This is a genomic window from Thiorhodovibrio litoralis, assembly GCF_033954455.1.
GTDB lineage: Bacteria > Pseudomonadota > Gammaproteobacteria > Chromatiales > Chromatiaceae > Thiorhodovibrio > Thiorhodovibrio litoralis.
Genome location: NZ_CP121473.1, coordinates 1456563 through 1482816 on the forward strand (window position 1 = coordinate 1456563; position 26254 = coordinate 1482816).

20 protein-coding genes and 1 pseudogene are annotated in these 26254 nt (G+C 55.7%); 16 read left to right on the forward strand and 5 right to left on the reverse strand.

Going from position 1 to position 26254, the window contains the following annotated elements:
- The first annotated feature begins 4 nt into the window (after positions 1-4).
- The 5 genes from Thiosp_RS06410 (at position 5) to Thiosp_RS06430 (ending at position 5962) form a co-directional block, all read left to right on the forward strand.
- On the forward strand, positions 5-442 hold the full coding sequence (locus Thiosp_RS06410; protein WP_323696918.1) for a carbohydrate binding domain-containing protein: 438 nt from the start codon (positions 5-7) through the stop codon (positions 440-442).
- Positions 443-736: 294 nt separating this feature from the next.
- Positions 737-2140, forward strand: coding sequence for a hypothetical protein (locus Thiosp_RS06415; protein WP_323696919.1), 1404 nt, complete (start codon positions 737-739; stop codon positions 2138-2140).
- A gap of 99 nt (positions 2141-2239) precedes the next feature.
- The gene (locus tag Thiosp_RS06420) at positions 2240-2932 is read left to right on the forward strand and encodes a class I SAM-dependent methyltransferase (protein ID WP_323696920.1); all 693 of its coding nucleotides are present in this window, start codon (positions 2240-2242) and stop codon (positions 2930-2932) included.
- 520 nt (positions 2933-3452) lie between these two features.
- Positions 3453-4697 (forward strand): hypothetical protein, encoded by a 1245-nt coding sequence (locus tag Thiosp_RS06425; protein WP_323696921.1) that lies wholly within the window; start codon positions 3453-3455, stop codon positions 4695-4697.
- Complete coding sequence (locus Thiosp_RS06430) at positions 4694-5962, forward strand: lipopolysaccharide biosynthesis protein (RefSeq protein ID WP_323696922.1); 1269 nt, start codon at positions 4694-4696, stop codon at positions 5960-5962. The genes Thiosp_RS06425 and Thiosp_RS06430 overlap by 4 nt, the downstream gene beginning before the upstream one ends.
- Before the next feature lie 463 nt (positions 5963-6425).
- On the opposite strand, the gene Thiosp_RS06435 is transcribed toward Thiosp_RS06430, so the two are convergent.
- The 4 genes from Thiosp_RS06435 to Thiosp_RS06450 form a co-directional block, all read right to left on the reverse strand.
- Positions 6426-7550 (reverse strand): glycosyltransferase family 4 protein, encoded by a 1125-nt coding sequence (locus tag Thiosp_RS06435; RefSeq protein WP_323696923.1) that lies wholly within the window; start codon positions 7548-7550, stop codon positions 6426-6428.
- A 133-nt stretch (positions 7551-7683) separates the two neighbouring features.
- Positions 7684-8586, reverse strand: coding sequence for a sulfotransferase domain-containing protein (locus tag Thiosp_RS06440; RefSeq protein WP_323696924.1), 903 nt, complete (start codon positions 8584-8586; stop codon positions 7684-7686).
- Between the two features lie 775 nt (positions 8587-9361).
- Positions 9362-10060 carry an FkbM family methyltransferase gene (locus Thiosp_RS06445; protein ID WP_323696925.1) on the reverse strand — a complete coding sequence of 233 codons (699 nt, stop codon included), beginning with the start codon at positions 10058-10060 and terminating at the stop codon, positions 9362-9364.
- 103 nt (positions 10061-10163) lie between these two features.
- A complete protein-coding gene (locus tag Thiosp_RS06450; RefSeq protein WP_323696926.1) occupies positions 10164-10742 on the reverse strand; it encodes an endonuclease/exonuclease/phosphatase family protein in 579 nt (192 codons plus the stop codon).
- A 134-nt stretch (positions 10743-10876) separates the two neighbouring features.
- Here Thiosp_RS06450 and Thiosp_RS06455 point away from each other — a divergent pair, with 134 nt between their 5' ends.
- The 4 genes from Thiosp_RS06455 (at position 10877) to Thiosp_RS06465 (ending at position 13732) form a co-directional block, all read left to right on the forward strand.
- On the forward strand, positions 10877-12004 hold the full coding sequence (locus Thiosp_RS06455; protein ID WP_201068759.1) for an IS110 family RNA-guided transposase: 1128 nt from the start codon (positions 10877-10879) through the stop codon (positions 12002-12004).
- Positions 12005-12840: 836 nt separating this feature from the next.
- Positions 12841-13179, forward strand: coding sequence for a hypothetical protein (locus tag Thiosp_RS06460; RefSeq protein ID WP_201068667.1), 339 nt, complete (start codon positions 12841-12843; stop codon positions 13177-13179).
- Positions 13180-13239: 60 nt separating this feature from the next.
- Complete coding sequence (locus tag Thiosp_RS24665) at positions 13240-13440, forward strand: hypothetical protein (RefSeq protein ID WP_407702788.1); 201 nt, start codon at positions 13240-13242, stop codon at positions 13438-13440.
- Entirely contained in the window at positions 13421-13732 is a 312-nt protein-coding gene (locus Thiosp_RS06465; RefSeq protein WP_242518895.1) for a hypothetical protein, read from the forward strand. The genes Thiosp_RS24665 and Thiosp_RS06465 overlap by 20 nt, the downstream gene beginning before the upstream one ends.
- Positions 13733-13853: 121 nt before the next feature.
- Here Thiosp_RS06465 and Thiosp_RS06470 read toward each other — a convergent pair whose 3' ends face one another.
- Complete coding sequence (locus tag Thiosp_RS06470; protein WP_201068665.1) at positions 13854-14240, reverse strand: hypothetical protein; 387 nt, start codon at positions 14238-14240, stop codon at positions 13854-13856.
- 151 nt (positions 14241-14391) lie between these two features.
- Here Thiosp_RS06470 and Thiosp_RS06475 point away from each other — a divergent pair, with 151 nt between their 5' ends.
- The 7 genes and pseudogenes from Thiosp_RS06475 (at position 14392) to Thiosp_RS06505 (ending at position 25971) form a co-directional block, all read left to right on the forward strand.
- Positions 14392-16365 (forward strand): O-linked N-acetylglucosamine transferase, SPINDLY family protein, encoded by a 1974-nt coding sequence (locus Thiosp_RS06475; protein WP_201068664.1) that lies wholly within the window; start codon positions 14392-14394, stop codon positions 16363-16365.
- Positions 16366-16642: 277 nt separating this feature from the next.
- Positions 16643-17533, forward strand: a pseudogene (locus tag Thiosp_RS06480) (IS5 family transposase); the annotation flags it as partial.
- Between the two features lie 230 nt (positions 17534-17763).
- Positions 17764-18645, forward strand: a complete 882-nt coding sequence (locus tag Thiosp_RS06485) for a DUF4338 domain-containing protein (protein WP_323696489.1) — start codon at positions 17764-17766, stop codon at positions 18643-18645.
- Entirely contained in the window at positions 18642-20012 is a 1371-nt protein-coding gene (locus tag Thiosp_RS06490) for an IS4 family transposase (protein WP_323696488.1), read from the forward strand. The genes Thiosp_RS06485 and Thiosp_RS06490 overlap by 4 nt, the downstream gene beginning before the upstream one ends.
- 97 nt (positions 20013-20109) lie before the next feature.
- Entirely contained in the window at positions 20110-23325 is a 3216-nt protein-coding gene (locus Thiosp_RS06495; RefSeq protein ID WP_323696927.1) for a glycosyltransferase, read from the forward strand.
- A 52-nt stretch (positions 23326-23377) separates the two neighbouring features.
- A complete protein-coding gene (locus Thiosp_RS06500) occupies positions 23378-25330 on the forward strand; it encodes a class I SAM-dependent methyltransferase (RefSeq protein ID WP_323696928.1) in 1953 nt (650 codons plus the stop codon).
- A 461-nt stretch (positions 25331-25791) separates the two neighbouring features.
- Entirely contained in the window at positions 25792-25971 is a 180-nt protein-coding gene (locus Thiosp_RS06505; RefSeq protein ID WP_323696929.1) for a hypothetical protein, read from the forward strand.
- Positions 25972-26254 lie beyond the last annotated feature (283 nt).

The following is a 26254-nucleotide window of genomic DNA, read 5'->3' on the forward strand; positions in this document are numbered from 1 at the left end:
TACTATGCAAAAGGTCTACAGTATTTTTCTTATTATCGTTTCGCAATGCTTTCTCTTTAATCAGTTGTCTGCTGATACCGGTCCGATCCAGGAGTTAACTTCTGACATTGAGATCATCGATTCCTTCGAGGCGGACTTGCACGAATTCGGAGTCTGGACTCATGGAGAAGTCGAGCCGAGCATAAGCCGAACTGCTAACCAAGCTAAAGATGGCGAGGCAAGTCTGGTAGTGGAGGTTCAACCTACCGAAGTCCCCGGTCGAAACTCTGTTTTACTTGATTGGAGTCTTAGTGATACTGATTGGGAAGAGTGGGATGGACTGTCGTTTTGGATTACGAGTACCGGAACGGTAGCGCCAAACGTCACTGCTGTGCTAACCGAGAAAGGTGGCGCGGAATACTGGATGAAGGCCGATGACCTTCTCGCGCTAGTCAGCGGCTAGAATTTAGTTAAGCTTCCGTTTTCTTCATGGACTTGGAGTTTTGAAAGTCCTCCGGACGTAGACAATCGACTGAACCGCGAAGAGCTTCGAAAACTTCGCCTGGAGGTCCGGGCGGATACTGAGGCAGATGTCGCTTTCTTACTTGATCAACTCGCTATCTACACGGAACCTGCGCCCTATTCCGGACCATCTGTCTCAATTGGTGTTGACTCCCAAGGATGGCGTCTAGAGCCTGGGGACGATCTCAAACTTTCTATTCGCGTGTCAGACCTGCCTCCCGGAGATAGCTGCACTGTGGAATTAACGGCTAACGACTATTGGGGAGAGCAATTGCTTGAGAGAAAGCTTACGTTTGAAACATCTGCAGAAGATGGCGAGACTAGCCCAATACAAGTGGTTCTCACCGGACGCCAGCCAAATTACGTCGACATTGATGCAGTCCTTAGCATCGACCGCAAACCCAGATATCGTGCGGAGCGCGCGGCCGCATGGCTGCGCCCGCAATCCTCAGTAGAGCAGGAGACGAATGGCCGCTCGATATTCGGTCTCTGGAGCGGAGGTGGAGTGTGGGATGTAGGCGCTAGATGGAGTCGCATGGGTTTGCCGGGCAGCGATGTCGAGCGGATCGACGGGCAGTACGTTGTTCGGCGAGAAAAACCCGGCGTTTACGAGCCCAAGCCTGACGCTCGGGTTGCCTGGACATTCTACTTCTCTGCCATGCCAAAGTGGCTTAGCAGCGAGCCTAACCGACCGGACTGGCAGAAATGGCCACCCACCGATTGGGAAGAGTACGGTAAGTTCGTCGAGTTTATTGCCCGAGGTGCCTATCAAGGCGGGGTCAAACATTTCGAGGTTTGGAACGAACCAGTGCCATACGCTTCCTGGATGGGGTCCATTGAAAGCGTGGTTAAGCTTCATGAAGTGACTTATGCTGCGATAAAACGTATCGCAACCGATACAGTTGTCTTAGGCCCCTGCCCCTATTCCTTTGAGTGGGATTTCCTGGAAGAGTTTTTCGAGCTCGAGGGTAGCAAGTACATAGATGATGTTCTGATTCACGCCTACGGAGAAGATCCGGACCTGAAGTTCGTTGATAACCTGCGACGGCTTCGATCCATGATGGATAAACACGGGCTAAAGGAAAACGCAATTTGGATTACTGAGAAAGGTTATAGCACGCCTCCTTATACGGAGAGAGAGCAGGCGCGGAACTTAGTCAAGAGCTACATATATGCATTATCAGAAGATATTCGACTATTGACATGGCACATGCAGTGGGACTACTCAGGGGAGGAGGGCAGTGTATATTCAGCGTTCGCTATTCTTCGACACGATAATACTCCCCGACCGGCTTATTCTGCCTTTAACACTATGACTGGCGTACTTACAGGAGCCGAGTTTGTAGCACCGATGAGTGGCTTAACCGAGAGTCAGCGGGGGTTCACTTTCCGTAATGAAAATGAAGTCGTGCGTGTGTTATGGAGCGCTGGGGAGACTAGTGTGTTATCAGTCGAGAGTTCGGCGAGCACTGCAAGGCTCATTGATATCTTGGGAGCGGAGAAATCCCTGGTTCCAAAGTCAAACGGTGCGTACGAGGTCGAGTTGAACGGCGATCCGCTCTACATGGTTACAATCGAACACCAAAGCGAGAAACTGCCAGCGCCGGAAAGTCTAAAAATCAGTAGTCAAAACAATTAGCCCCGTTTTAAAGCTCTAAGTGATCTTACCGGCTCGAAGCGATTGCTGCTATCACTTTCGGCGGATTCCCTCGCGATAACATCTATGTGGAGATTGGATATGGGCGACAAAGATTACCTTCTTGGAGACCGCGGAAGGGCTCATCCAAAGGGCAAAGGGATAGCCTTAAAAGACCCAAAAATTGCATTTGTCAGGAAATACACAAAGAATAAACGCGTATTAGACCTGGGGTGTGTTCAACATAATCCGAACAATCATAGCAACCCTTACTGGCTACATAAAGCAATCGCCGATAATGCCCTGTCTGTGATCGGCCTGGATCTGTACGAAGAGGGCGTGGAAGTTCTAAAGCGACGGGGCTATCATGTCATCCACGGAGATGCAGAGCAGTTCAATCTCGGGGAAAAATTCGAGGTAATAGTCGCTGGTGATCTAATTGAACATCTTTCAAATCCCGGTCGTATGCTGTGGTGTGTTTCGAGACACCTAGAAGAGTCCGGCAGATTTGTCATTGTTACCCCAAACCCTTGGTATTGGAGATTCACATTGAAAGCACTTTTTCTTGGTCGCGCCGGGCCAAACCCCGAACATACTTGCTGGTTTTGTTTGCAGACACTAACCCATCTGTTGAGCAGGTACGGAATGGCGGTAGTCGAGTCAGAGTACGCAACGGTTCAGTACGGGTATCGTTGGAGAAGACTTTTTGACCTTGTTATGCCATTACCGAGATTACTGAAATATAACTCCATTCATGTATATGCTGCTCCGGTCAAAACGAAGTCTTCTTTCTGACCAGAGTTAAGAGAGCAATGTTGCTTGCCAAACTCATACGGCTTAGCTGTCGTGGCTTGCCACTCGGCTTCGGCAATTTGAAAATTTCCTTAGGCGAAATAACAGCATTCTCTGAGCTCCGGTAAAACGAAATAGGCGAATGCAGAAAATTATAAAGTCAATGCCTTCGGGGCTCCCGCTGTTTCGAGTCGCCCTCGCCTCTTCAAAGAGAAATTTGGTCGAGACCGCATAGTTCAATTCATTTTGCTACATAATTTTTCCGTCCTGCACAATCTATGCGCCGAACTTCGAAAATTTTTTTGTCAAAATTGATGCGTAGTCGGCGCTATCGCGGCGAATTTGTGGCACGAACTGCGCCGCCGCCTATCCTGCCAATCGATCTAATGAGGTCGAGACGCAACGTCTTAAATTGCTTGCGTGCGAAATACGTTTTTCTTCACATCACGGCGTTCCGGTGCCAGGTTACAAGAACCAACAGACTTATTTCATATTCCGCCCAATTTTGAACATAAGCGCAAGTATGACACTTCGAGAATACTTTTTAGAGAGGTACGCGATCAGTACAACGATCTACCTCATACTCGCTTTCACTTTCGCGGCTTTTTTTGTTCGTGATTTATTGCAAATTACCCGCTATTCCATACCCATTGAAAACGGTCTGGTCTTAATGTTTTTGTTTGCCTTTTACGCGGTCGGCTTCCGCTACTTTCGGCCTAAGGTGATTCTTGGCCAGTCCGGAATCGATTATTTAATTATTTTTTGGTTGATTTTGATGGGAGCGGCAGTGCTAATCGGTATCTTGAGAGGCGGAAATCTGCTTTATGTGGCTGCATATACAGCCTATAGCCTATCATTTCTAGCGATGTATTTTCTGACAAAAAACATTCCACTCGTCGAGATTTGCTGGCCCTGTATCGGTTATCGGGAAATTGGTGTGCTTTTGTTAAGTTATTTTGTATTTTCCTCTGATACGAGTGTCACTTTCTTGGTCTTGGCAATGTTTTTTTTAGTAGCAATAAACGGAGCAACCCGTAAACTCAAGCTGGCATCAGTTTTAGGGCTGCTCGGCGCGTTAGGCGGATTCTCATTTTCTGTCAATTTGACACGTGCCACTTTGCTTTCTTTTTTAGTTTTCATTTTTATTTATTTTCTAATGAAAAAAAAATACCTTCCAATCTTTATCTTTATTCTGGGATCTGGCGCTGTAGTTTTTGGTGCTCAATTTATTAACGCTGATCACCTAAACTTGTCTAGGAATATACGCGAAGGTCTTCTTATTTTGCAAGGGGACCCTATTAGCTATCATCCATCAACCTACCAGCGCATTTGGGAAGCGGAGCATGTAAACAAACTTGTCAATGATTTGTCCGGAATTGAACGTTTTCTTGGTTATGGATTTGGTAAGACAGTCGATATGTCGGGTGCTTTGGCGGCATCGGAAGTAATGAGAAATGCATTTGGCGGAGAGTCAAAGAGTTCCCTTTTATCAGATGAAGTGCATAATATTCACTTTTTGCATTCTGCATTCTTACTTCGGCATGGATATCTTGGTGTATTGACTCTTGCAGCTTTGGTCGCTGTATACCTCCGGGCTTTGTTTTTTTCTCTGATCAGTAAAAAATGTCCGAGTAACTTATATATTTTTGCGGTTAGTATTGGGTTGGGGCAGTTAGCATACGGTTGGCCAGCATCGAATTTCTTTTTTGCGAACCCAATCGTTATGCTCTCTCTCGGCATTATTGCTCAGCGTGGACGGGCTAGGTGAAAATTCAATCACAGAAAAATATGGCGCTCTTGCTAGCGGGCTTCGGTCTTGGTCAAGGTTCTTTATTCGTCGCCCAAAGTTATTTAGTGTTCATGGGTGATACTGCGTTACTCGGCATTTTCGGTTTTCACTTCGCAGTTTCGATTCTGTGCTTGCAGATTGTGGATTTTGGAGGGGTTGTAACGATTGCTAGGTACACTTTATCTAGGATTGAGGGTGCGGAAAATCCGTTCGAGATATCACGCTACTTTTGGACAATGTGTGTCGTGCGGGCTGGCGTTGCGGCACTCTTGGTGGTGGCGTTCATCTTATATTTGGGTTATCAAGAGAAAGGGTTTTCCTACTTCTACGTTATCGGTGCCATGCCAGCCTATTTGATTTGGATATTCAACCCCGCTGGGTTGCTTGATGGAGTAAAGGCGAGTGGAGTTGCCGGGGTAACTGCTTCGTTTCCGTATCTAATCAGCGCACTCTTTATACCGACGGGGTTATTCGTGGACTCTGAACGTGATTATGGGTTACTGCTTGGTTGTGCGCTGAGCATCGGTACCTTTTTGAGTTGCGCTGCACAATGGATTGCATTGAGTAGATTTAATCTGCCGTTAACATTTGTTGGTTGGCGAAGGGAAACCCTTATTCTTGTCCTTAAAGAAGGGATATCACAAATTCTATTTTTGCTACCCTCCCAGTTGATATCTCGCACGCAAATTTTTCTTGTTGGGAGCACGCTTGGAGCTAGCCAGGCGGGGGTCTTTGTTTATGCGCGGCAGGTTATAGCAGCCGCTACTCAGGTCATAGGTTTTAGTTTGCGGGCAGAATTTCCCGCCCTAGTACAGCGCATGGACTGCCAGTCCAAAGGGCGCTGGATCACAGCTCTCATTAACCAACGCTTTACAATAGGGCTGGCTTTAATTGGCTTTCTTGTGGCGTTTTCGTTTCCATTAGCTGCTACAAAAATATTGCCAAATAGTTTTGACGAACCACTAGGTGCGATAATCGCACTTGCACCACTTATCGTGACGACTGGTCTTTATTTAGTATTCCTGCGCGCGATGATGGCTTTGGGTTGGTTCGGCTCAACAGCAATACTTGGGGTACTTTCGTCGGTGATCGCGCTTTTTATTGGATGGCGTTTAGTTGCCGAGTGGGGGATTCCAGGTCTAATGATCGGAGAAGCTTGCGCGCATTGTTTGGGTTGTTTCTTGGCAATCTCCGTTTTTCATGTGCGGAGAAACAAGCCTAGGGTTTCGAAAATGGTGGATTAATTGGGTGTTTCTGACCACTTTGATCTCGAATTAAAACGGTTAAGGAGGCAGGGATGTTATTTGTTGGACTGTTCGATGATTTGCAGCCGGGTTTCGCGTTCGCACGCGGAACGCCGACTCTGCTCGACCATGCGATGCCGCCGTTTTGGGGTATTGATTCAAACGAGCATGGTTCGCGCGACTTCTGAATATTTCGGCCTAATCAGAGTTTCAGTCAAAGGTTTTTCAGGCAGCCGGCAGATCGATCCGAACGACGTCAACTGCGTCTGTCACGAGTCAATCCAATGCACTGCCTCTGCGCGATCCTTGTGATTCTGATATGAGCAAAAAATTCTCCTTAAGGAAGACGAGTGTCGTTCGATGGTCGCAACTCCCATGGTATGTTCGTGGAATTCTATTAAAAAAGCAGAGCGTACTGGCGGTAATCTGGTCGATTGACTTGAACGTTACGCTCTGTGCCGGTTCAATATCGGATAAACTCTGCGACAACGCGTTTGAACGCCTTGCGGGCATCGCTGCGCCGAAGGGCGGCGGCAGGTCTAACCTTGTCTCGTGCGGCAGTTAATAATCGGCGATCATTTGCCCAAGCTCTAATGATCGGTAGCGCATGCCTAGAAAAGTCGTCTCCTACGGGGACGGAGAAACCATGCAAGGCATCGAGATCACTCGGAATACAGGCACGACCGTAAGCGATTGTTGGGAGGCCATATCCAGCTGCCTCGTACAGTACGTAGGGTTGTGCTTCGAAGGGATAGTGCGTCGGAAACAGGAAAGCGTCGAGCGACTGATAGAAGGCCACCTTATCAGCTGCATAGACGGGACCAAGCCACTCGAGGTCGTGACCAAACTCAGCCTTCGCGGCCGCGATCGTCTTCGCTGCTTTAGTATTTGCGGCCGGACCAGCCAACCGCAATCGCACTGGCAGGTCTGCTGCCCGTGCCATGCGCAGTAGGTTGATGGCATCATCAAGTCCTTTTTCCCGCGATAAATTACTAAGAAGTCCGACCTCTATGTGTGCCGCCGGATCGGAACAGTCTCTGACTGGATTCTTATCGCCCGTATCGGCGTTGGCCGCATTCGATACGATCCAACTCATCATCGGAGCGCTGTAGGTCTCCGTGAATCGATCCCGCATCGTATTGCAGAGGAAAATATGCGAGATCGAATTACGTGCAAGGCGAAAGGCATACCGATATACTTGATTTGGCTTGTCGAGATAGCTGAACGTATGATGATGCAAGAAAATACGATGGCCGGTCGCGACCGCCAAGGCGATTAATGTGGTTGTAAAAATGCTCCCTAAGCCGCCGTCGGCAGTAAGATAGAGTCTGCGGTCGCGGCGGCCAGTGTTCGCCAACAGGACTAATGCTCCCCAAAGAATACGTGCTGCCTTCTCCGCATGGCCAAGCAAGCCTCGCACTTTACTCGTGTTCGGACGCAAACGCACCACCCACGGTCTCGCTCCACACTGCTGCACCTCTTCAAGCACCATTTGCGAGCTCCATGCTTGTCCGTTTACCGGCGGAGGCAGCGGGACAATCATAACAAGCGCCGTCCCACTCAGTTTTGATTTGAATCCGTCCTTCATGATGGGCTATTTCTTTTTCATTCGCTGACGCGATCCGGAGTATCCGCTATGGGGAACTTCGGCGGCTAGGTTAAGGCGTGGTAGGACAGGGTGAACAAAAGCCTCTCAATCAAGTTCTTTATATGTAAAGTCGTCATGTATCAGCCGTCTCCTTTTTCGCCCGATCACGTACCGCATCCTGGTCGTACCCGAGGGCGGTGCGGAGTTGACGGATAGGGCTGTTCCGCAAGAGCTGTTCGCGTTGTTCCGCTTCACTGTTTCTTAGTCGACGACTAAATGTATGTGATTTTTTCGGATCAAGCGCGGTCATCGCACTATGCGTGAGTTGGTCGAGTATGGATTCATCCCTGTCAGCAGCGTGGAGCCAACCGCGAACCAAGCGCCTGACCTCAATCTCGCAGGGGTCGGCTTCCCGCAAGTGCTCGTAACGCACGATCAGGCAATCCTCATCTTGAAGCCAGTCGAGATAAGGACGCATCCGGTCTTCAAAACTTGGATACAGGGGATGGTGAACGCGCGATCCCAACAGCGCGCGTTCGATACTTTCTTGCTGGCTCAGCGATCGAAATTCCCGCGCCATCCGATGAAATCGGTTCATGGAGCGCAGATAATGCGCCTCGGATAGCAAGACGTCGACCGGATCACGGATGATAAGCCAATGCACGGCATTGAGCCGATGCAGTTGCTCCTTGACCGCTGGTGAATAATGGAGGTGTGCGCCAACGACCTCGCCCGGAGCAATACGAGACAGACGCCTTAGCATAGCTTGGTCGCTGCGTTTCTTGAGAGTCAAGGACGACGACCAAGCAACGAAGCTTCCGAAGTAGTGCGTATCGGGCAGAGAGCGCGCCACTTGCATCAACAAATGTGTGCCGCTCTTGGGGATAGAGTCGACGACAATTGGTGGGTAACGGCGATAGTCTTCTTCTGTCGCGCCCCAACGTTTGAGCGCCCGAGGTGCTTGAAGCCCGAACGCGATCCCCTTACGCATCAGATTTGAACGAAGCGCAATTTGACTATCGATCAGTGTTGGCATTTGATATTACGACTATGTTGCGACTCTTCAGAGAGAAACCGTAGACTTGGTGAGCATTGAGAGATGTGGAGAGAAGGAATAGGGGCCAGGGTGGAATTATTTTTGAGTTCTCCTGAGACGCGGGCAGAGCACCATACCTTCGCTCTTCCTTGTCCTGAGCAATCAACGGAAGGACAAATGGGGGGGATCGCGGGTTCAGTTTCCCCATTGTACGTCCAAGCACCGGCACCGCGGTTGCCGTAGCCACTCTCGTCAGTCTCTCGGAAGACTTCGCGCAGCATGGCGGCCATGTTTTGATCCCGTTGGTCGAGGGGCGCCTCGTTGGGCGTTGCCAATGACTCTGGCATGCTGGGAAGGTCCAAGCGGATCACGGCGCTTTGGGTGGTTCAGGAGCATGAGCGGCGATTCTTATCCCGCGTGTTGGGCTAGACATTGGCTTGGCGGAGAACTTGGAGCCAGGCCGCGCCGTCCGCGCTGAGCAACACGTGGTCACCGAGTTCTTCCGATTGTTGGAGATCGACGATCCGCGCGAGCAGGGGCGCGCTCTGCTCGGCGATGGCTGGGCCAAAGCGGCGGCGGACTTGGCGGAGGAGCAGGTGTCGGGTGGCCTCCCGCCGGGGACGAAGCCGCGGAGCAGGTCGCGGACCATGGCGGCGTGGGCGAAAAGAAGTTTGTAGCCGCTGTCGTGGGTCGGCCCTCGCCGTTGCTGATGGGGGTGCTGTCGTGGCTTCATCGATCAAAAGGCGTTCATGGCAGGGTGATGCTCCCGAGCTGGTCACATCCGACGAAACAACCAATCGGCCTGAACGCGCTCGCCTTGCTCAAACTGCGCATTGAAGTGCCCCGCCACGCGAAAGCCGGCCGCGACCAAAAAGTCTTCGATTTCGGCATGGAGGGCTTGGCCCTGGTAAAGCTCCACGTCCGATGCCCCCACATAGATGGTGTCGATCTCTGGCAGCAGCGCGGTGGCGCCCTTGAGCACTTCCAACTCAAAGCCCTGGACATCGATCTTGAGCAAACTCGGCCGTGCCACGGGTAAGCTGACACAGGCGTCGAGTCGTTGGATGGGCACGTGCAGCAGACTGGACTCCTCCATGCCAAAGATGGCCTTTTGCCGATCACCTAAAGCGAGCAACGAGGATGAATCAACACGGGTGGCAATGTGCATCTCGCCCTCGCCGGGCGCGGAACCAAGGGCGAAGCTGTGGATTTCTGCTTGGCCACGGGTGACCCGCGCCAACCTAGCGCGCGGCGCTGGCAGTGGCTCGAAACAGATCAGCCGCGCCCGCGGCCAGCGCAACCGGGCATAAACGGCGAATTGACCCTTGTTGGCGCCGACGTCGATGACAGTCGCGAAGTGCTCTTGCCCAAGCGCTGCATCGTGCTCCAAAGTGGCGGCTACGCCGTGTCGCAGCGCCGACCAGCAAGCCGGCGTTCGCAACAAATTGGCGTATTTGCGCAGGTGTGGAAGCATCAAACAGTCCCCCGTAGCGGTCTTTTGCGGCGATTTTGGGGATTAGGCACAGACGAGATGTGGGCGTTGGTGTTGCTCAGGGAGAAATAGTAGCCAGTAACGGTCACAATCGCAACTCGGTTCGCACGGGATAATGATCTCCGGTCCGGCAAGAGACCACCTGCGTTTGCCACGCCTGTACATTACGGGAAACAAACAGATAATCGATGCGGGGCTGGAACGATTCGGAGAGGTCGTGATAGGTTCCCCGCAGGTAGGTCTTGGTCAACCAGGCCGTGTCGCGCAATGAGCGACTGATGGTTCGGATGGTGGAAGACCAGGGGAGGGTATTAAAATCGCCGCCGAGCAGCGTCGGCATCTGTCTTTCGCCCCGCAACTGCCAAATTAAAGCTTTTACGGCGAGGCGCCGAGAGGTCTGGCCGAAGAACTCCGCCCAAGCGAGCTGCGCCAGCTCCATGCTGGTCAGGTGAAACTGTCCATCCGCAGCGCGCAACTCCGACCAATTTGCGTCAAGATGGATGGAGCAAGCCCGCAGCGGACGCCCGTCGAGGTCGAGCACAGCGCACAAGGCGCCAGCCCCTTTGCCGTCGTGTGGCAAGGCGTATTCCTCGCGGTAGAGGATGGGAAACCTGGTCAAAACGCACAGCCCGCCCCCGCGGATCGAATCGGCTGATGCCGCCATGCTGAAATCGTAACCAAGGCGCGCAGGCAGTTGCAGCGCAGCAAGACAACCCGGGGCTTCTTGAATTAAAGAAACTATGTAGGCCATCCAAGTCTAAGCCTCGACATTAACCCCGAGCCACGAGGAGACCGAACATGACCACTGCCGCTGTCCAAACGCCGAAGACCACCCTCTATCTGGCCCTTGAGCTGAGCAACAAAACCTGGAAGCTGGGCTTCAGCAACGGCGAGAAGATCCGCATCAAGACCATCGAAGCGCGCGATCTTCCCGCCTTGCACGAGCAGATCGAGATCGCCAAGGGGAAGCTTGGACTCAGCGCGGATTGTGTCATTGAAAGCGTTTACGAAGCCGGCCGGGATGGATTCTGGATTCATCGTACATTGGAATCCTGGGGGATTCACAGCCGCGTGGTCGACTCGGCCAGCATTCAGGTCAACCGCAAGAAGCGGCGCGTGAAGACCGACCGGGTCGACGTCGAAGCGCTGCTGGTGCAGCTCATGCGGTATCTTGGCGGAGAGAAAAAAGCCCTCGCGGTGGTGAACGTCCCCAGTGCCGGGGCCGAGGATCGGATGCGGCTGAACCGCGAGCGCGAGCGACTGATCCGCGAACGTGGCGCCCACAGCTCCCGAATCAAATCGCTCTTCATCGCCCAGGGTCTCGTCATCGAGCGTCTCAACGACACCGTCATCGATACTCTCGATCACTTGTGCACCGCCACCGGCGAGCCCCTTGGCGCCGACCTCAAAGAAGAGATCCGCCGCGAATACCAGCGCTATTGCTTGGCTGATGAGCAAATCCGCGCCATCGAGCAAGAACAAAAGCGCCGCGTCGAGCAAGCCACCGACGTCTCCCACCAGCAAGTCGCACGCATGCTCGAGCTCAAAGGCATCGGCTGGGTTTCGAGCTGGATCTTGGTCATGGAATTCTTCAGCTGGCGCGGCTTTCGCAATCGCCAGCAGCTGGCCGCCTGTGCCGGGCTCACCCCCACGCCCTATGCGAGCGGTGATGATCAGCGCGACCAAGGCATCAGCAAGGCCGGCAACCGGCGCATCCGCGCGCTCATGGTTGAACTGTCCTGGCTGTGGTTGCGCTATCAGCCTGACAGCGCCCTGAGCCGCTGGTACCGCGAGCGCTTTGCCACCGGCGGCAAACGCATGCGTCGCATCGGCATCGTCGCCCTGGCGCGCAAGCTGCTCATCGCCTTGTGGCGCTATCTCGAACAGGGCGAGATCCCAGACGGCGCGGTGCTCAAAGCCGGCTAAGGCCCGCCGCCCGCGGAAGACATCCAGTTACCCCCAACGGCCAAGCACAGCGCCAACGCCCGAGGAGAGAGCAACGCGACGGATCACGGTCAAGGTTGTCGAAAGCGCCCGACTGGAACCTGGGCTGACCCCTGGTCATGCCGTTTTAAAAGAAGGGGCGCTTTCCTTTTTAATCGGTTTCAGCGGCGAACATCGCATGCAATTTCAGGTGACCGGGCTTCCCGGCACGGATAGAAGGTGGAGCGGATTCGCACAGAATCCGTCGGCTTTCAAACCGAGACAACCCATGGCTGTCACAACGCTCGCCATGCCCATGACACCGAGCAAAACGCGCTGACTAAACGGCCGCCATCGCCAAGGAGATCCAATGCATCTGTGACGATTCAAGGTGAGTGATCACGCGATTTGCAAGCCTCTGAACAGCGCCCGACGGCCTTGCCATGCGCGAGCGTTTCGATGAACCACGCCCGCCCCTTCGGGGAGAGAGAAGCGCGGCGGATCGGCCGATTTGCGCGCTCATGCAATGCGGGAACGACTGTAACGTTCTGATTTGCTAGACGGTACTGAATCGGACAAGGCTTTCAAAAGGGCTTGACAGAGCACGCCTCATAGAAGGTTCCAGGCTCGATTTTTTTCAACCGAGCCGAACAGGGCGCCTGGCACGGGCGCGGCTTGTTCTATCTGGCGCGCACTCTCGGCGGACAGTTCAGCGCTGGTGAAGACTATCAGGAACTCCGCGCCCCGGGTGCTGCTTGATTGCGGCAGCCAGCGGGTGGAGGGGGTGGGTTAGAATCGCCGCCCGTGGCGTTGGCAACATGAACATTTCTGGGGGAGCAATGGAAGACAAACCACTGCGCTTGCGCTGCCTCATCGAACAGGAGGGCGCACTCTATCTGGCCTATTGCATCGACCTGGGGTTAGGTGTGCAGGGCGATTCAGCCACCGATGTGCGCGAGCGCCTGCATGCCGCTATCGACGATTACCTCAGTCGGATCGCGGCCATCAACCGCGCTGGTGATCGGCAGGGCGCTCGGCGCTTGCTGCGACGCGCATCGCCCTGGGGTCTGCAACTGCGCTACTGGCTGGCGTGGCTCGGCTCGCATGTGCGCCGACTCGGTGCTGCCCCTGCGCGACAGTGGGCGGAACACCATCGCGACCCGGTTGGCTGTGTGTGAGCGCGCCGCATGGGCGTCAGGGAACGACCCGCCGAATGGCGCGAGTTGGAACGGCTGCTGATGCGCTTGGGGTATCAATTGGAGCGGCAGCCGGGCACGGCCCATTCCCAATGGGAGCGTCCGTGCTTTCGCGGCGAGCGCCGCCTGGTCACCGTCTCCCGCCATCAAGCGCCTTTTGCGCGACGGTTGCTCAGCTTGATGCTTCACCAGATGGGGCTGATGAAGGCAGGAGGAGCTCACCATGGCCACCGTTGCCCATGAACCCGTCAAGCAAGCCATGAGCCGCATCCGCGAGCTCAGCGCCGACGAAGAAGCCCGCCGCCTCGCCTTCGTGCGCGAGCGCGCCTTGCATGACGAGGTCTCTTTCCTGAATGAAGCCAAGCGGGAAGGATTGCAGCAGGGATTGGAGCAGGGACTGCGGAACGGCCGCGAAGAGGTCGCGCGCAATTTGATGACCATGAAGTTATTGACAGACGAGCAGATAGCAGCCGCCTCCGGCTTAACGCAGGACGCGGTCAAAGCGCTGCGTGATGCCAACACGCCTCAAGCCTGAGTCCGTCGGGTTTATCTGACGTTGGTCTGGCAATTCTTGGCGTCATCCTCAAGCTGGCCGATGTCTTAATCACCCCCTGAGCGCGCTGCGCGACAGCCAAGCCCAAATGGTGCATGAAAAGTCAAAAGCCAAAACGCTGAAGCCCACATCGCTGCCAGAGCAACCGGCGGCGCCACGCCAAGCACGACAGCCACCCCGGCTTGACACCCCGGGCGAGCACCTGGAAGCCCGCCGCGATCTGTCCGCCGTCGTGCTCACCAAGCAATGAGCGCACGAACAGATGGCTCCTGACCAAACCGAAGCGCTGGCCGCGCTGCGCGCGCTCTTCCACTAAGGCGACCAACAGCAGCTCCAAACCGCCGCCGAGCACTACCTCACCCAATGGCCTGATTGCCCCACCGGCTGGAGCATTCTCGCCAAGGCTCGCGAGCGCGAGCGCGACTGGAATGGAGCCGCCGCAGCCACTTGGCCAGCGGAGTCGCTCAGCATGGTCTATCTTAAGAAGCAATAGGAGCCACTCCTATCCGACTGAATCAACAAGCACAGACCGGGCAAGCAAACGCATCAAGATGGCATTCGCAATAGCGCGCTTTCAGCTGCGTCGCTGCACGCCCCTTTCCGTTCGCGGTAATCTGCCGAGACCAAGTACAAGGAACCAAATGGACTCCACCGCGCCTGACACGGAAACTCTCGCCAGCCGCTGCGATCAATCACCTCCCGAGCAAGCGGTCGCCATCGCCGCCGCCTTTACCGAACAACACCCAGAGCATCCTTTCGGTTGGACGCTACTGGCTGAAAGCCACTACCGCGCGGGTGACTTCGAGGCCGCTGCTGGTGCCGCTGAACAGGCCGCGCGATTGAATCCCAACAGTGCCTCGGCCCACTCCAACCTCGGCGTCATGCTGAAAAAACTCAAGCGCTTTAACGAGGCCGAGGCGGCCCTGCGGCGGGCGCTCCAGTGTAATCCCGACTTTATTGCCGCCTATGTCAATCTCGGCAGCGTGCTACGCGAACTGGACCGTTTCGCCGAGGCCGAGGCGGTCTGTCGGCGCGTCATTACACTGGCCCCGGGCTTAATCGAGCCCGTCAACAACCTGGCTAATGTCTTCAAAGACGCCGGGCGCCACGCCGAAGCAGAAACCCTGTATCGGCAGGTAATCGCGCGCGCGCCGGACAATGGCGAAGCCTATTCGAACCTCGGAGCCTTGCTGATGGAGCAGGGTCGGCCAAAGGATGCCGAGCCCGTCCTGCGGCGTGCCATTGCGCTCAATCCCGAGGATGTGATGGCTCATGCCAAGCTCGCGGTGGTGCTGGCTGCCCTTGATCGCACCGAAGAAGCCGAAATCGCCTCACGCCGCGCCCTGGCGCTCGACCCGTGCCACGCCCTGGCCTACGGCAATCTGCTTTATCTTCTCGCCTACGCCGCGCGCTGCAGCGGCGAAGCCATATGCCGTGAAGCACGGAAGTGGAACCGTGCCGTGCTTGATGATGACCGTCGCCTCCAGGCTGAACGGCATCGCTTCCACCGCGCTCCCGCAGCCGGACGCCCGTTGCGTGTCGGCATCCTTTCCGCCGAGCTGGGCGCCCATGTGGTGGCCTGTTTTCTCAATTCCTGGCTGTGGCAACTCAATCCGAATCGCATCGACCTGTATCTGTATCCAGTCAAGCTCTACGAGGATACGCACGCGATTGATTTCGAGCGCCGTGCCCCGCACTGGACCTCGCTGGTGGGCCTGAGCGACGACCAGGCCGCCGAGCGCCTGCGCGCCGACCGTCTTGATATTTTGATCGAAACCAGTGGCCATACCGCAGGCAACCGCCTCGGCATCCTCGCCCGTCGCGTCGCGCCGGTTCAATGTCATTACATTGGTTACTTCGCCAGCACCGGGCTCAGCACCATGGATTACTTCATTGGCGATGAGGTCCTGATCCCCCCCGAGCACAACGGTCACTTTGTTGAACAAATCTGGCGTCTGCCGCGTACCCGCTACGCCTACGACCCCATGAGACAGACACCAGCTCCGAGCTGGCAGCCCGACCCGGTCGGGCGCCTATGGATCGGCAGTTTCAACAACCTCTCCAAGGTCCGCGGGCAAAGCTTGGCACTTTGGGCGCGCGTCCTCCAGGCACTGCCCGAGTCACGCTTGCTGCTCAAGGACCGTAAGGCCGATGATCCCCTGGTGCAGGCACGCATCCTCGAGACCCTGCGCCAGCACGGCATTGCGCGCGAACGGGTGAGCTTCTTTAGCCGGACGCCTTCCTGGGCTGAGCACATGGCGCTCTACAATCATGTCGACATTGCTCTGGATACCATACCCATTAACAGCGCCACCACCGCCTGTGATGCCCTCTGGATGGGGTCCCCGCTGGTTACCCTACTTGGCGAACAGCTCGCCGGTCGCCAGGCCGCCTCCATCCTTACCGGTCTCGGGCGCACTGAGTGGATCGCGCGCGACGTCGATGAATTCGTGGAAATCGTGACCGCCCTGGCGCATGATAAGAAACACCGCCAGCAGATTCGCAATACCCAACGCGTGCAGATGCGCGAGAGCGAGTTAGGCGATGGTCTAAGCCTGGCCCGCGCTTTGCAAAAAGGCTTCGAAGAAATGTTCGCGCGTTGGCAATCCTGCTAGTTATTTCTTGGCGCCGGCGTCTTTTCCGGTTTGGTCGTAAAGCATACTGAGTTTAATAAACTCCAATATGAATGATAAAGTCGAGAGGCTCGTCCTTGAACATTTGCGGGCTATCCGCAGAACTCAGGTTGAGCACGGTAATCGTCTTACTCAGATTGAATTACAGTTGTCTGCGATGGGGCAGCAGTTAGGGAGACGCTGATTTATTCCCTGCACCGTCACGGCCGGAGCGGTAAAATTCCTCCTGTTGACCCGTCCCGTCCTGGAGAGTCCCCCGATGCAGCAGCAACTGACGTTCGGCCAACTCGAGTATCAGCACAAGAAGAAAGTCACCCGCCGGGATCGCTTTCTAGCCGAGATGGAGAAAGTCGTCCCTTGGGCGCAGCTGCTCAAGGAGTTGGGGCCACACGACTATCAGGAGCACAACCGTGGCCGTGGGCGCCCGCCGGTGCCGCTGGAGCGCATGCTGCGGCTGTATTTCCTGCAGCAATGGTTCAACCTCGCCGACGAAGCCTTGGAAGACACGGTCTATGACAGCCAGTCCTTTCGCGGTTTCCTGGGCATCGATCTGCTTAACGCCGGGGTCCCCGACGCCACCCTCTTGCCGAAGTTCCGCCGGCTGCTCGAAGCCAACGACCTCGGCGGGCGCCTGCTCGAGCGGGTCAACGCCCACTTGAGCCAGCGCGGGCTGATGATGAACGAAGGCACCATGGTTGACGCCACCATTGTGGCCGCCCCTTCCTCGACCAAGAACGCCAGCAAGGCGCGCGATCCCGAGATGCATCAGACCAAGAAAGGCAACCAGTGGCACTTCGGCATGAAAGCCCATATCGGCGCCGACCTGTTCAGCGGCGCGGTGCACAGCGTTCATTGCACTGCGGCCAATGTCGCCGATGTCAGTGCCACCGACAAGCTCCTCCATGGCCAAGAGACCACCGTCTTTGCCGACGCCGGCTACATCGGTGGTGACAAGCGCGATGAACTGAACAAGCGCAAGATCCGCTGGCAGATCGCCGCCAAGTGCGGACGCGTCAAAGCCCTCGAAGACGGCCCGATCAAAGAGCAGATCAAAGCCATCGAGCAGCAGAAGGCATCCTTGCGCGCCCGCGTCGAGCATCCCTTTCATGTCATCAAGAACCTCTTTGGCCATCGCAAGGTGCGCTATCGTCGGACACAATTAGTGCTGTATTAGCGATTCATACGCGGCGAGGCGAATAGATCAGCGCTTCCTTCATGGATCTCGGGCTGCAGGAGCGGCTCAAATTATAGACATCATTTGATCTAGTGCGTGCCCATACCATTACCCATATCTCCCCGCCCCAGCGTCGTCCGGGGCTGGACACAGCTCCCGAGTTCTGCTGAGATGCCCTTTCATCTTCAGCAAGGGGACGGGAGACCATGGACCAAGCGATTCCAAGCCGTTTATGTGGGCGCCCTTTCAACGAGACCGACTTAGCGCGCATTCGCCAGGAGATCGCGCTGGCGCAGCCGCCGCTGCGCGCGGAGATCGCTCGGCGGGTGTGCCGCGCGCTGGAGTGGACCGATATCCAAGGCCGCCCCAAGCTCATGAGTGCCCGGGTGGGACTGCTGCGGTTGCATCGTGCCGGGCTCATTGTGCTGCCGCCACCGACCTGCGGCAATGGCAATGGGCGGCGCTTCGTCCCGCGCCCCGAGTCCCGGCCCGAACCGATCCCAGTGTCCGTCCCGCTGCGCGCGCTCAGCGGCTTGCGCCTGGCGCGCGTTGATGATCGAAGGGCCTCGCAATTATGGAACGGCCTGATCGAGCGCTACCACTACCTCGGCTACAGTCCCCTGCCTGGTGCGCAGCTGCGCTACCTGATCCAGTGGGATGGCGGTCTGCTCGGCGCCATCGGCTTTGGCGCGGCGGCCTGGAAAGTCGCTGCCCGCGACCGCTGGATTGGCTGGACGCCCGCGCAGCGCCAAGCACACCTGGGACGGGTGCTCAACAACGCCCGCTTCCTCATCCTGCCCTGGGTGCAGGTCAAACACCTCGCCTCCAAGGTGCTGTCCTTGGCCGCGCGGCAAGTCAGTGTCGACTTTCCCGCCCGCTATGGCGAGCGTCTGGTGCTGCTGGAGACCTTTGTCGAGACCCCACGCTTTGCCGGGACCTGTTACCGTGCCGCCAACTGGCACGACTTGGGCGAAACCACCGGGCGCGGCAAGTGCGACCGCACCCATCGGGCCGCGCTGCCGCGCAAGGCGATCTATGTCTACCCGCTGGCGGCGGACTTCCGCGCCGCCCTGGGGGTGGTGGCATGATCGCGCTGGCCTCTGAACTGCAGGACATCTCTCTGGGCGACAAGCGCCTGAATCATCGCGCCCAACAGGTGCTTGAAACCCTCGGCGCCAAGCCGACACAAAGTATTCCCGGGGCTTGCAACGGTTGGTATGAGACCCGGGCCGCCTATCGCTTTTTCGATCATCCCACGGTCACCGCCGAGCAGATCCTCGCACCCCATTTTGCTTGTACCGAAGAACGTCTGCGCGAGCATCCGCGGGTGCTGTGTATCCAAGATACCAGCGAGCTGGACTATACAACCAAAAAAGGCATTGTCGGTCTTGGGCCACTGAACTTTGAGAGCCGCTATGGGATGTACATCCATCCCACCTTGGCGGTCACGCCCGAGCGCCTCGCGCTGGGGCTGCTGGATTTGCACACTTTTGTGCGCGAGCCCGGTAGCCTGGGCCAGGACAAAGACTCGCGCCGCCCACTGGAGGAGAAAGAAAGCGTGCGCTGGGTCGATGGCTACGCGCGCGTCAATGCGCTGGCCGAGGAACTGAGCGACACGCGCTTGACCTATGTTGCCGATCGCGAGGGCGACATCTACGACCTGTTTGTTGAAGCGCCCATCCCCGAGAACAGCGCCGATTGGCTGGTACGGGTGCAGCATCGCGACCGCTGCTTGGCCGATGGCAGAAAGCTCAATGAGGCCCTGGACGCCGCCCCGGTGCTCACCGAGATCACCTTCGAGCGTCCCGCCACCAAGGGGGCCAAAGCACGCCAGGTCACGCAGGAGATCAAGGTGGTGCGCGTGACCCTGAAGGCACCCTGGCGCCCGGATCGCACCTTGCCCGATGTCACGGTCACGGCTTTGCTGGCCACCGAGGTCAATCCGCCCGCCGGCGAGGAGCCACTCAACTGGCTGTTGCTGACCAATCTGGCGGTGCAGAGCGCCCAAGAGGCCATCGAGACGCTCTCCTGGTATCTTTGCAGGTGGCAAGTGGAAATTTTTTTCCGGATCTTAAAAAGTGGCTGCCGCATCGAGGAGCTGCAGCTCGAGACGCGCGAGCGCCTGGAGCCGGCGCTCGCTTTGTACATGATCATCGCGTGGCGGGTGCTGTACCTGACCATGCTCGGGCGCGAGTGCCCGGAGTTGCCTTGCGATGCGGTCTTTGCCGAGGAGGAATGGAAGGCGGTCTATCTGGTCACCCAGAAACAAGCGCCACCCGAGCAGCCGCCCTCGCTCGATACCATGGTGCGCATGGTCGCCTCCCTGGGCGGCTTTCTCAACCGCAAATCCGATGGGTTCCCGGGACCGAAGACGCTCTGGATTGGGTTGCAGCGCATCCCCGATTTTGTCATGGCGCTGGAGGCTTACCGCAGCGTCAGGGATAGTTATGGGTAATGGTATGAGTGCGTGCCTGCCTGAAACCTAAGCGTTGCTCTAAGCCTTGTAAACAGGCTATCAACCTTATACTCAATTACCTGTCGTGTCTCTTACCATGTTTCAGTCTCAATTGCCGCTCGAACTCAAAACCGCGCTGATGCTCAAAGACGAGGGCCGGTATCAAGATGCCGAACAAGGCTGCCGCCAATTCCTCACACGTGAGCCCGATCATGCAGAAGCTCGCTACATCCTTGGCTCCCTGTTGCTGGAACAACTGCGCAGTAAAGAAGCCCTAGCAGAGTTCCAACAGGCAGTCAGCCAAGCACGCGCCAACGGCGACTACTGGCTCGGTTTGACTCAAGCCTTGCTTGATCTCGACCGCCCGCGCGAGGCCTTCCAGACCATCGACGACCTCATCGGCAAAGGCCTCGACTGGCCAGCCGCTCTCGAAGTGCGTGAGCGCGCTCGAGAAGCCGTCAACCGTGCCCCCAGCGGCCAGAGCCAGGCTGACAGCCGAGAGACCACCAAGGTCTATGCCGAGCCCGAATCCGAGTCGTCCTGGACACTCCTGCTGCGTGGTGATCTCAGTTTTTGCGTACCATCGGACATCAAGGATCCGGTCACTTATCTGCTGCTCGAACAAGAAGACTGGCACGACCCGGCGTTCAGCCTGCTCGAAAGCCTCGTTCAACCCGGGCTGAGGGTCACTGATATTAGCGGCGAATACGGCCTGTTCGGCCTGCTCCTAGCCCGAACACTCGAACCCGACGGCCACGTCCGTATCCAACTTCCCGACGAAACCGCCCGGAATCTCGCGCAAGCCAGCGCCGGGCGCAATGCCATCACCTGTTCGCTGGAACTGCAAGTCGGCCCCTTCACCGCTGCCAGCCAGGTTACAGGCTGTGACCTGCTGATACTTAGTGCTAGCGCCCTGTCGATTGAAACCCTCCTCAGCGAAGGCGGCGCCCTAGCCGAGAAAAGCCCCCTCCTCATCCTACACCGGCTTAACGAACAGCCCGAGCCGAGAGCTTGGCATGCTGCCCTTGAACAGATTGGCCTCAACGTCTATCGCCATCTGCCTGGCCTGAATGTCTTGGTGGAAGATAATCGAATCGACGCGCCCGCACTTGACGCAAACACTCTATTTGCATTTACCAGCAAAGAAGCCGAGCAACTGCGTGCCTGTGGACTCCTCGCCGACTGGCCCACAGGGCAAGAGCCATCAACCAAAAGCGCAAAAACCTGGCAACAAGCCTTTTATGCCTTTCCGTTCGTGGCGAGCCAGTTCGGCGAGCGCATGTTGATTGAGGGTTGGAAAGATACAGACCGCGGGGCTGATCCGCACTGGCCGGCCTACGAACATGCCTTGAACGCCTACCTCAGCGCCCAGGCGACTGAGGCCCATCCCACCGAACGACTTGCTTGGCTGCTAAAGTCACGCGACCAGCTTGGAGATTTGCTTCAAATTGGTGATAGCCAGTTGTCCACCCTGATGCTGCGCATCCGTGTCCTTTCTGGCTGCGGCGAGCACAAGGCGGCCCTGAAACTCGCACAAACCCTTTTGCGGCGCCTCGAGAAGGGCTTCGAAGTCGTGCTTGACCGTCCCTTCCTACCCGTTCATTCCCGTTATGATTACCTCGCGCCGACGCAAGACATTCCGACCTGGCTGCTAGCCGGTATTCTTGAAGCGCTAGAGCGTCTGCGTGGCTCCAGTGCTTGGTTTCCAGTGTCAGAGCCGCCGCGGCAGTTCGACCAGATGCTCGACGCACACCCCCAGATGCAGCGACGCCATTACCTTTATCGGTATCGGCGCTCAGGCAAATTCTGTGTTCCACACCAGTGTCGCTTGAGAACCGAAGCAAGCGCCGAGCATCTCAATGCCGATTGGTGGTCGAAATGGCCGATTCAAGAGCGTCCTGACTGGGTTGAGGTCGACAAAGTCCTCGAGGGCGCTGACGAAACAGATTACGTCGCCGAGGCAGCTGAGTGTTCGGATGCGACAGAAAGGGAGGCTCTGCTACGCAAGGCCATTGGGCTTAATCGCAACAATATTGCGGCCTACCTCGCCTTAGCTGACTTGATGCTGGCAAAGGGTGACCAGCGCGAAGCGCTTTTTGCATTAAAAGAAGCAGAACGCCTTGGGGAGCTGCCGTCAAGCGCAAAAGCCGCGCTTGAGCAACTGCCGACAGACTTCCGTGAGTACCAGATCTACCTCGAACGTACTGGGCAAAAGCCAGTGCCGAAAACAGAGAAGCCCCTGCGAATTTTGGTGGTCACCAACCTGCTGCCACCGCAGGAGATGGGCGGGTTTGGCCGCACCATGTGGGAATTCTGCCAAGCGTTGATTAGTCGCGGTCACACTCTGCGCATCCTCACCGCCGAAATGCCGCACCTTTATCGCGATCCCGGCGCTGACATGACGGAAGTCGAGCAGCACGCCAAACGCACCCTGCGCCTCTATGGAGACTGGCGCGACGGTCGCACCGTCAGTGAGCCAGACCCCGAGCGCCGTCAGGTCATCGCCAACGCTAACACCCGCGCCATCCTCGCCGAGGCCGAGCACTTCAAACCCAACGCCTGCCTGGCCGGAAACCTGGACTTTCTCGACTTCCGCTTCCTGCACGAACTGCTCAAGCGCAACATTCCGGTTGTCCACCGACTTGGCAACGCTGCCACAGGTTATCCCATCCAGGCCACCCCGCAGTCGCCCCTGTTCTGCCTCGCTGGCGCCAGCGATTGGCTGCTGCGCGAACTGGCCGCGCAAGGCTACCGCTTCCCCAATACTGCCGTGCTCCCGCCGGGCTCCGAGCTGCACGCCTGCTACCGCGCCTTTCCGGCTCGCTTCGATGTCTTGCGCCTGTGCTTCGTCGGGCTCGTCATGCCCTACAAAGGCCCGCAAATTCTCATGCAAGCTCTGGCCGAGCTGCATCGGCACGGCATCCCCTTCACTTGCGAGTTTGCAGGTGACACCACCGCCCCGGAGTTCGTCGAGCAGCTAAAAAGCTTTGCCGGCAATTGGGGATTCACCGACCGCGTTGTCTTCAGCGGATACCTCGATCGAACCCGCCTGCCCCAGCTTTATGCGCGCTCAAACGTGCTGGTGTTTCCAAGCCAGTTTGCTGAGCCATTCGGCAAGAGCCAGATCGAAGCCATGGCAGCCGGGTTGGTGGTTGTCAGTAGTGGCACGGGCGGCGCCGGTGAGATTGTCCAGCATGAGCGCAATGGATTGTTGTTCGATAAGGCCGATGCGGGCCAGCTTGCTGAGCAGCTTATCCAGCTTGCGACTGAGCCTGGGATGGAGCGGGCCAATCAGCTGGCGCGACAGGGGTAGGGACGATGTATGGCGGTTTACCACCGTGAACTCTGCGAAAACGATTGAAAGGATGTTCTTCGATGCAGGTGATCGAATCAAACTACGGCCGCAAAAATTTTCTGAGCCAGTCGCTAATAGTGCAATAACGTTACTCGACGTGCGGGAAGTCTCGACTAAATCCTCGATACCAACCGCCGAGGTTATTGTTTTGATGCCAACAATAGATGTTGAGCAAGCAAAGAAAACTTCTAGGATACTCATGCAACGCGCCGGAATGCCCTGCCAAATTATTCTCCTGTTTGATAGTATCCGACAGGGATTCATTAAGACTATCAACGAAATCTATCGCAGAACGAACAGCAATTATGTGGTTTATCTCGCTGAAGACGCCTTTCCAAGTCGTAACTGGCTGAAATGCGCATATCAGTCGCTTGAAGAGAGTGGAAAAGGTCTGCTTGCATTTAATGATGGGAAATGGTTTGGAGCTACCGCCTCTTTTGGCATGGTGCGCCGTTGTTGGATAGCCGGTATCTACAAGAAATCCCTATTTTTTTCTGGCTACACATCCCATGCCGGCGATACTGAAATCAGTGTAATTGCTCGCGCAACCGGTCATCTTGTGTATAATCCAAACTGTACCTTAATCGAAGTGGACTATGAAAAAGATAACATTGGACTAGCCAATCCCGAAGACGAATTGTGCTTTATAATGCGCTATTTGAATAATTTCGACGGGCTCGCTCCAGCGGTTGAACTAGCAAGGTACGCAGAACAGTATGGAGTGACCAGTTCTTATGTCAGTCAAGCCTCGGAGAACCTGAATAAAAAGGATGCATCGAGCCTAAGTCGAGAGAGCATTGGGAAAAGATATACAGGTAACGAAGCGGAGGTGGTCTTAGTTAATGGGTTCGTTCATAAAACTTTTAAACAGGCTTATTTTGATTTTAATAAGCAATTTAGTCGTCGAGGTGAACCTTATTGGCTGCAAAGATGCTGCTCCAAATTTTTTCCAAAATTGATCAGCTTTGATGAAAGCGGTGAAATAATGGATTACTGCGGTGAACCGCTTGGTCAGTTTGATCCGACTTTGCCCGGCAGAAGAACATTTGAGCCCGAGGGTGTTAATCTGCTTGCCTTCGTTCAGTGGTTACGAGATTTAGAGGCTGAACTGAATCGTTTGCAGGTCAAACATCGTGACATTAACCCGTCGAATATATTATTTCAAAGAGAAACTGGCGAGTTCACTCTTATTGATCTCTCGTGGATGATTGGCGTAAATGAAAAAGATAATCGGCCGGATACATTAAATCCATTTGCGGCAAATGATAGCGAAGCCATAACGATATTGTCGCGTTTGGCTATTCAGGGCTTAATATCGAAAATTGGAAGAAACGGATACCGTGATGGAAGCAGCACGCGAGAAGGATGGGTTTACCATCCAATTGCCTTTGAGGGGTATCATGCTAATGTGCACAAATCAGCTGCGCATGATGAGCTAAAGGAAGTGCTGGAATACTGCAATATTTCAGACTTGTCAGGACTTCGTGTTTTAGATGTCGGTAGTTCAGTTGGCTTTTTCTCTTTTAATCTAGCAAAGCGCGGCTGCAAGGTAGTAGGAGTGGAGGCGGATCCAAACGCTTGGGCTGTTGCAGAGGCCCTCAAGATTGCGCATCGTGCTGAAAATGTTTTTTTCCTTAATGAAAATTTCGATGAGCATGTATTAGAAAAGCTTAGTGGTGAAAATTTTGATCTCGCATTGATGCTGAATGTGCATATGTGGATTTATAAGCAACTCGGTCGAGAGCGAACTGTCAATGTGCTCCGGCAACTTGCGTCCAAGGTGGAAGCGATGATTTTCCAGACTGCCCATTTGGAAAGCGGTGGAATGTATAGAGTTTCGGAATTACAGAATTCGCGAGATATCAGTCAGTATCTTAAATCGTGCGGTTTTAAAAACGTAAAACATCTACGTGATACCACGGCACACGGTGGACGGCGATCACTTTTTCTCTGTCGCACCTAAGCATGCTGCCGCTTGGTTAACCTGATTTAGCGTGTTAAGTCAACCCCTTTAAGCGACGGCTCGTGCTGATGCCGGTTAGACTCCGCCCCAAGCCTCCCTCTGTCGCGGCGAATCGGCTAGACTCGCCCCTTTGAACGCCAAGCCCCAGATGACGAACATCGGCAGGCGGAGGGGAGAGCCCGATGAGCCTTTGTAGCTTGGCCAAGGCGAAAGTAAACGGTTTAATTCCATCCTTTCAGGAAGCGGCCGCCGCGATGCGTGACAAAGGCACTAATTTCAGTCAGGAGTTAATTAAGCGTATGGTACACCGGCTCGGCGAAACTAGCGAGGCACTCCAATGATCTCGCGCCACTGCCACCCATAGCCTCGGCCTTGGAAAAGGACTACCGGTCAAACAAGTTGCCTGATATCCTCGGCTCCGACCCAGAAAAAGGCCACAATTCTTTCAGTCAAATGACTTCATGAACGCGCTCGAAGCGCAAGGCATCAATCAGGGTAAAACGCGCATTACCTTGCGGGCGCTTTTCCATCACAGTGACCAACCGGAACTCCGCGTGGCAGCCGACAGTTATGTCGCCAAATGGCCTAACTGCCCAACTGGCTGGACCATCCTCGCCAAAGCCTGCGAGCGCGACTGGTAGGCCGGTGCTTTGGCCGCGCGAAATCCGCGCGCGGAAGCCGGAGTTGGTCTGGCATTGGTCCTACCTCTGGCTCCTGCGCAAGCGGGAACGCCGGCTTGTGGAGGCCGAACAAGCCCTGCGCGAAGCCCTGAACCGCGCGCCCCCGAGGAGCTAGCCTTTAAACATGCTAACCATTGCCCGGCACATCACGAACGCGTGGTTCAACCGACGGTGATATTGTCGATTGCATGCGAAGGCCAGTGCGGAACCTGGGGCAGTGATGAGCAGACTCTGCTGTGGGCAT

Bases quoted from the DNA above. Each gene is read 5' to 3' on its own strand.
- Thiosp_RS06490 (WP_323696488.1), top strand. From the start codon at position 18,642: ATGATCGCGCTGGCCTCTGAACTGCAGGACATCTCTCTGGGCGACAAG.
- Thiosp_RS06505 (WP_323696929.1), top strand. From the start codon at position 25,792: ATGAACGCGCTCGAAGCGCAAGGCATCAATCAGGGTAAAACGCGCATT.
- Thiosp_RS06435 (WP_323696923.1), bottom strand. From the start codon at position 7,550: ATGAAGGACGGATTCAAATCAAAACTGAGTGGGACGGCGCTTGTTATG.
- Thiosp_RS06420 (WP_323696920.1), top strand. From the start codon at position 2,240: ATGGGCGACAAAGATTACCTTCTTGGAGACCGCGGAAGGGCTCATCCA.
- Thiosp_RS06410 (WP_323696918.1), top strand. From the start codon at position 5: ATGCAAAAGGTCTACAGTATTTTTCTTATTATCGTTTCGCAATGCTTT.
- Thiosp_RS06455 (WP_201068759.1), top strand. From the start codon at position 10,877: ATGACCACTGCCGCTGTCCAAACGCCGAAGACCACCCTCTATCTGGCC.
- Thiosp_RS06475 (WP_201068664.1), top strand. From the start codon at position 14,392: ATGGACTCCACCGCGCCTGACACGGAAACTCTCGCCAGCCGCTGCGAT.
- Thiosp_RS06460 (WP_201068667.1), top strand. From the start codon at position 12,841: ATGGAAGACAAACCACTGCGCTTGCGCTGCCTCATCGAACAGGAGGGC.
- Thiosp_RS06465 (WP_242518895.1), top strand. From the start codon at position 13,421: ATGGCCACCGTTGCCCATGAACCCGTCAAGCAAGCCATGAGCCGCATC.
- Thiosp_RS06445 (WP_323696925.1), bottom strand. From the start codon at position 10,060: ATGCTTCCACACCTGCGCAAATACGCCAATTTGTTGCGAACGCCGGCT.
- Thiosp_RS06495 (WP_323696927.1), top strand. From the start codon at position 20,110: ATGTTTCAGTCTCAATTGCCGCTCGAACTCAAAACCGCGCTGATGCTC.
- Thiosp_RS06425 (WP_323696921.1), top strand. From the start codon at position 3,453: ATGACACTTCGAGAATACTTTTTAGAGAGGTACGCGATCAGTACAACG.
- Thiosp_RS24665 (WP_407702788.1), top strand. From the start codon at position 13,240: ATGCGCTTGGGGTATCAATTGGAGCGGCAGCCGGGCACGGCCCATTCC.
- Thiosp_RS06500 (WP_323696928.1), top strand. From the start codon at position 23,378: ATGTTCTTCGATGCAGGTGATCGAATCAAACTACGGCCGCAAAAATTT.
- Thiosp_RS06450 (WP_323696926.1), bottom strand. From the start codon at position 10,742: ATGGCGGCATCAGCCGATTCGATCCGCGGGGGCGGGCTGTGCGTTTTG.
- Thiosp_RS06440 (WP_323696924.1), bottom strand. From the start codon at position 8,586: ATGCCAACACTGATCGATAGTCAAATTGCGCTTCGTTCAAATCTGATG.
- Thiosp_RS06485 (WP_323696489.1), top strand. From the start codon at position 17,764: ATGGACCAAGCGATTCCAAGCCGTTTATGTGGGCGCCCTTTCAACGAG.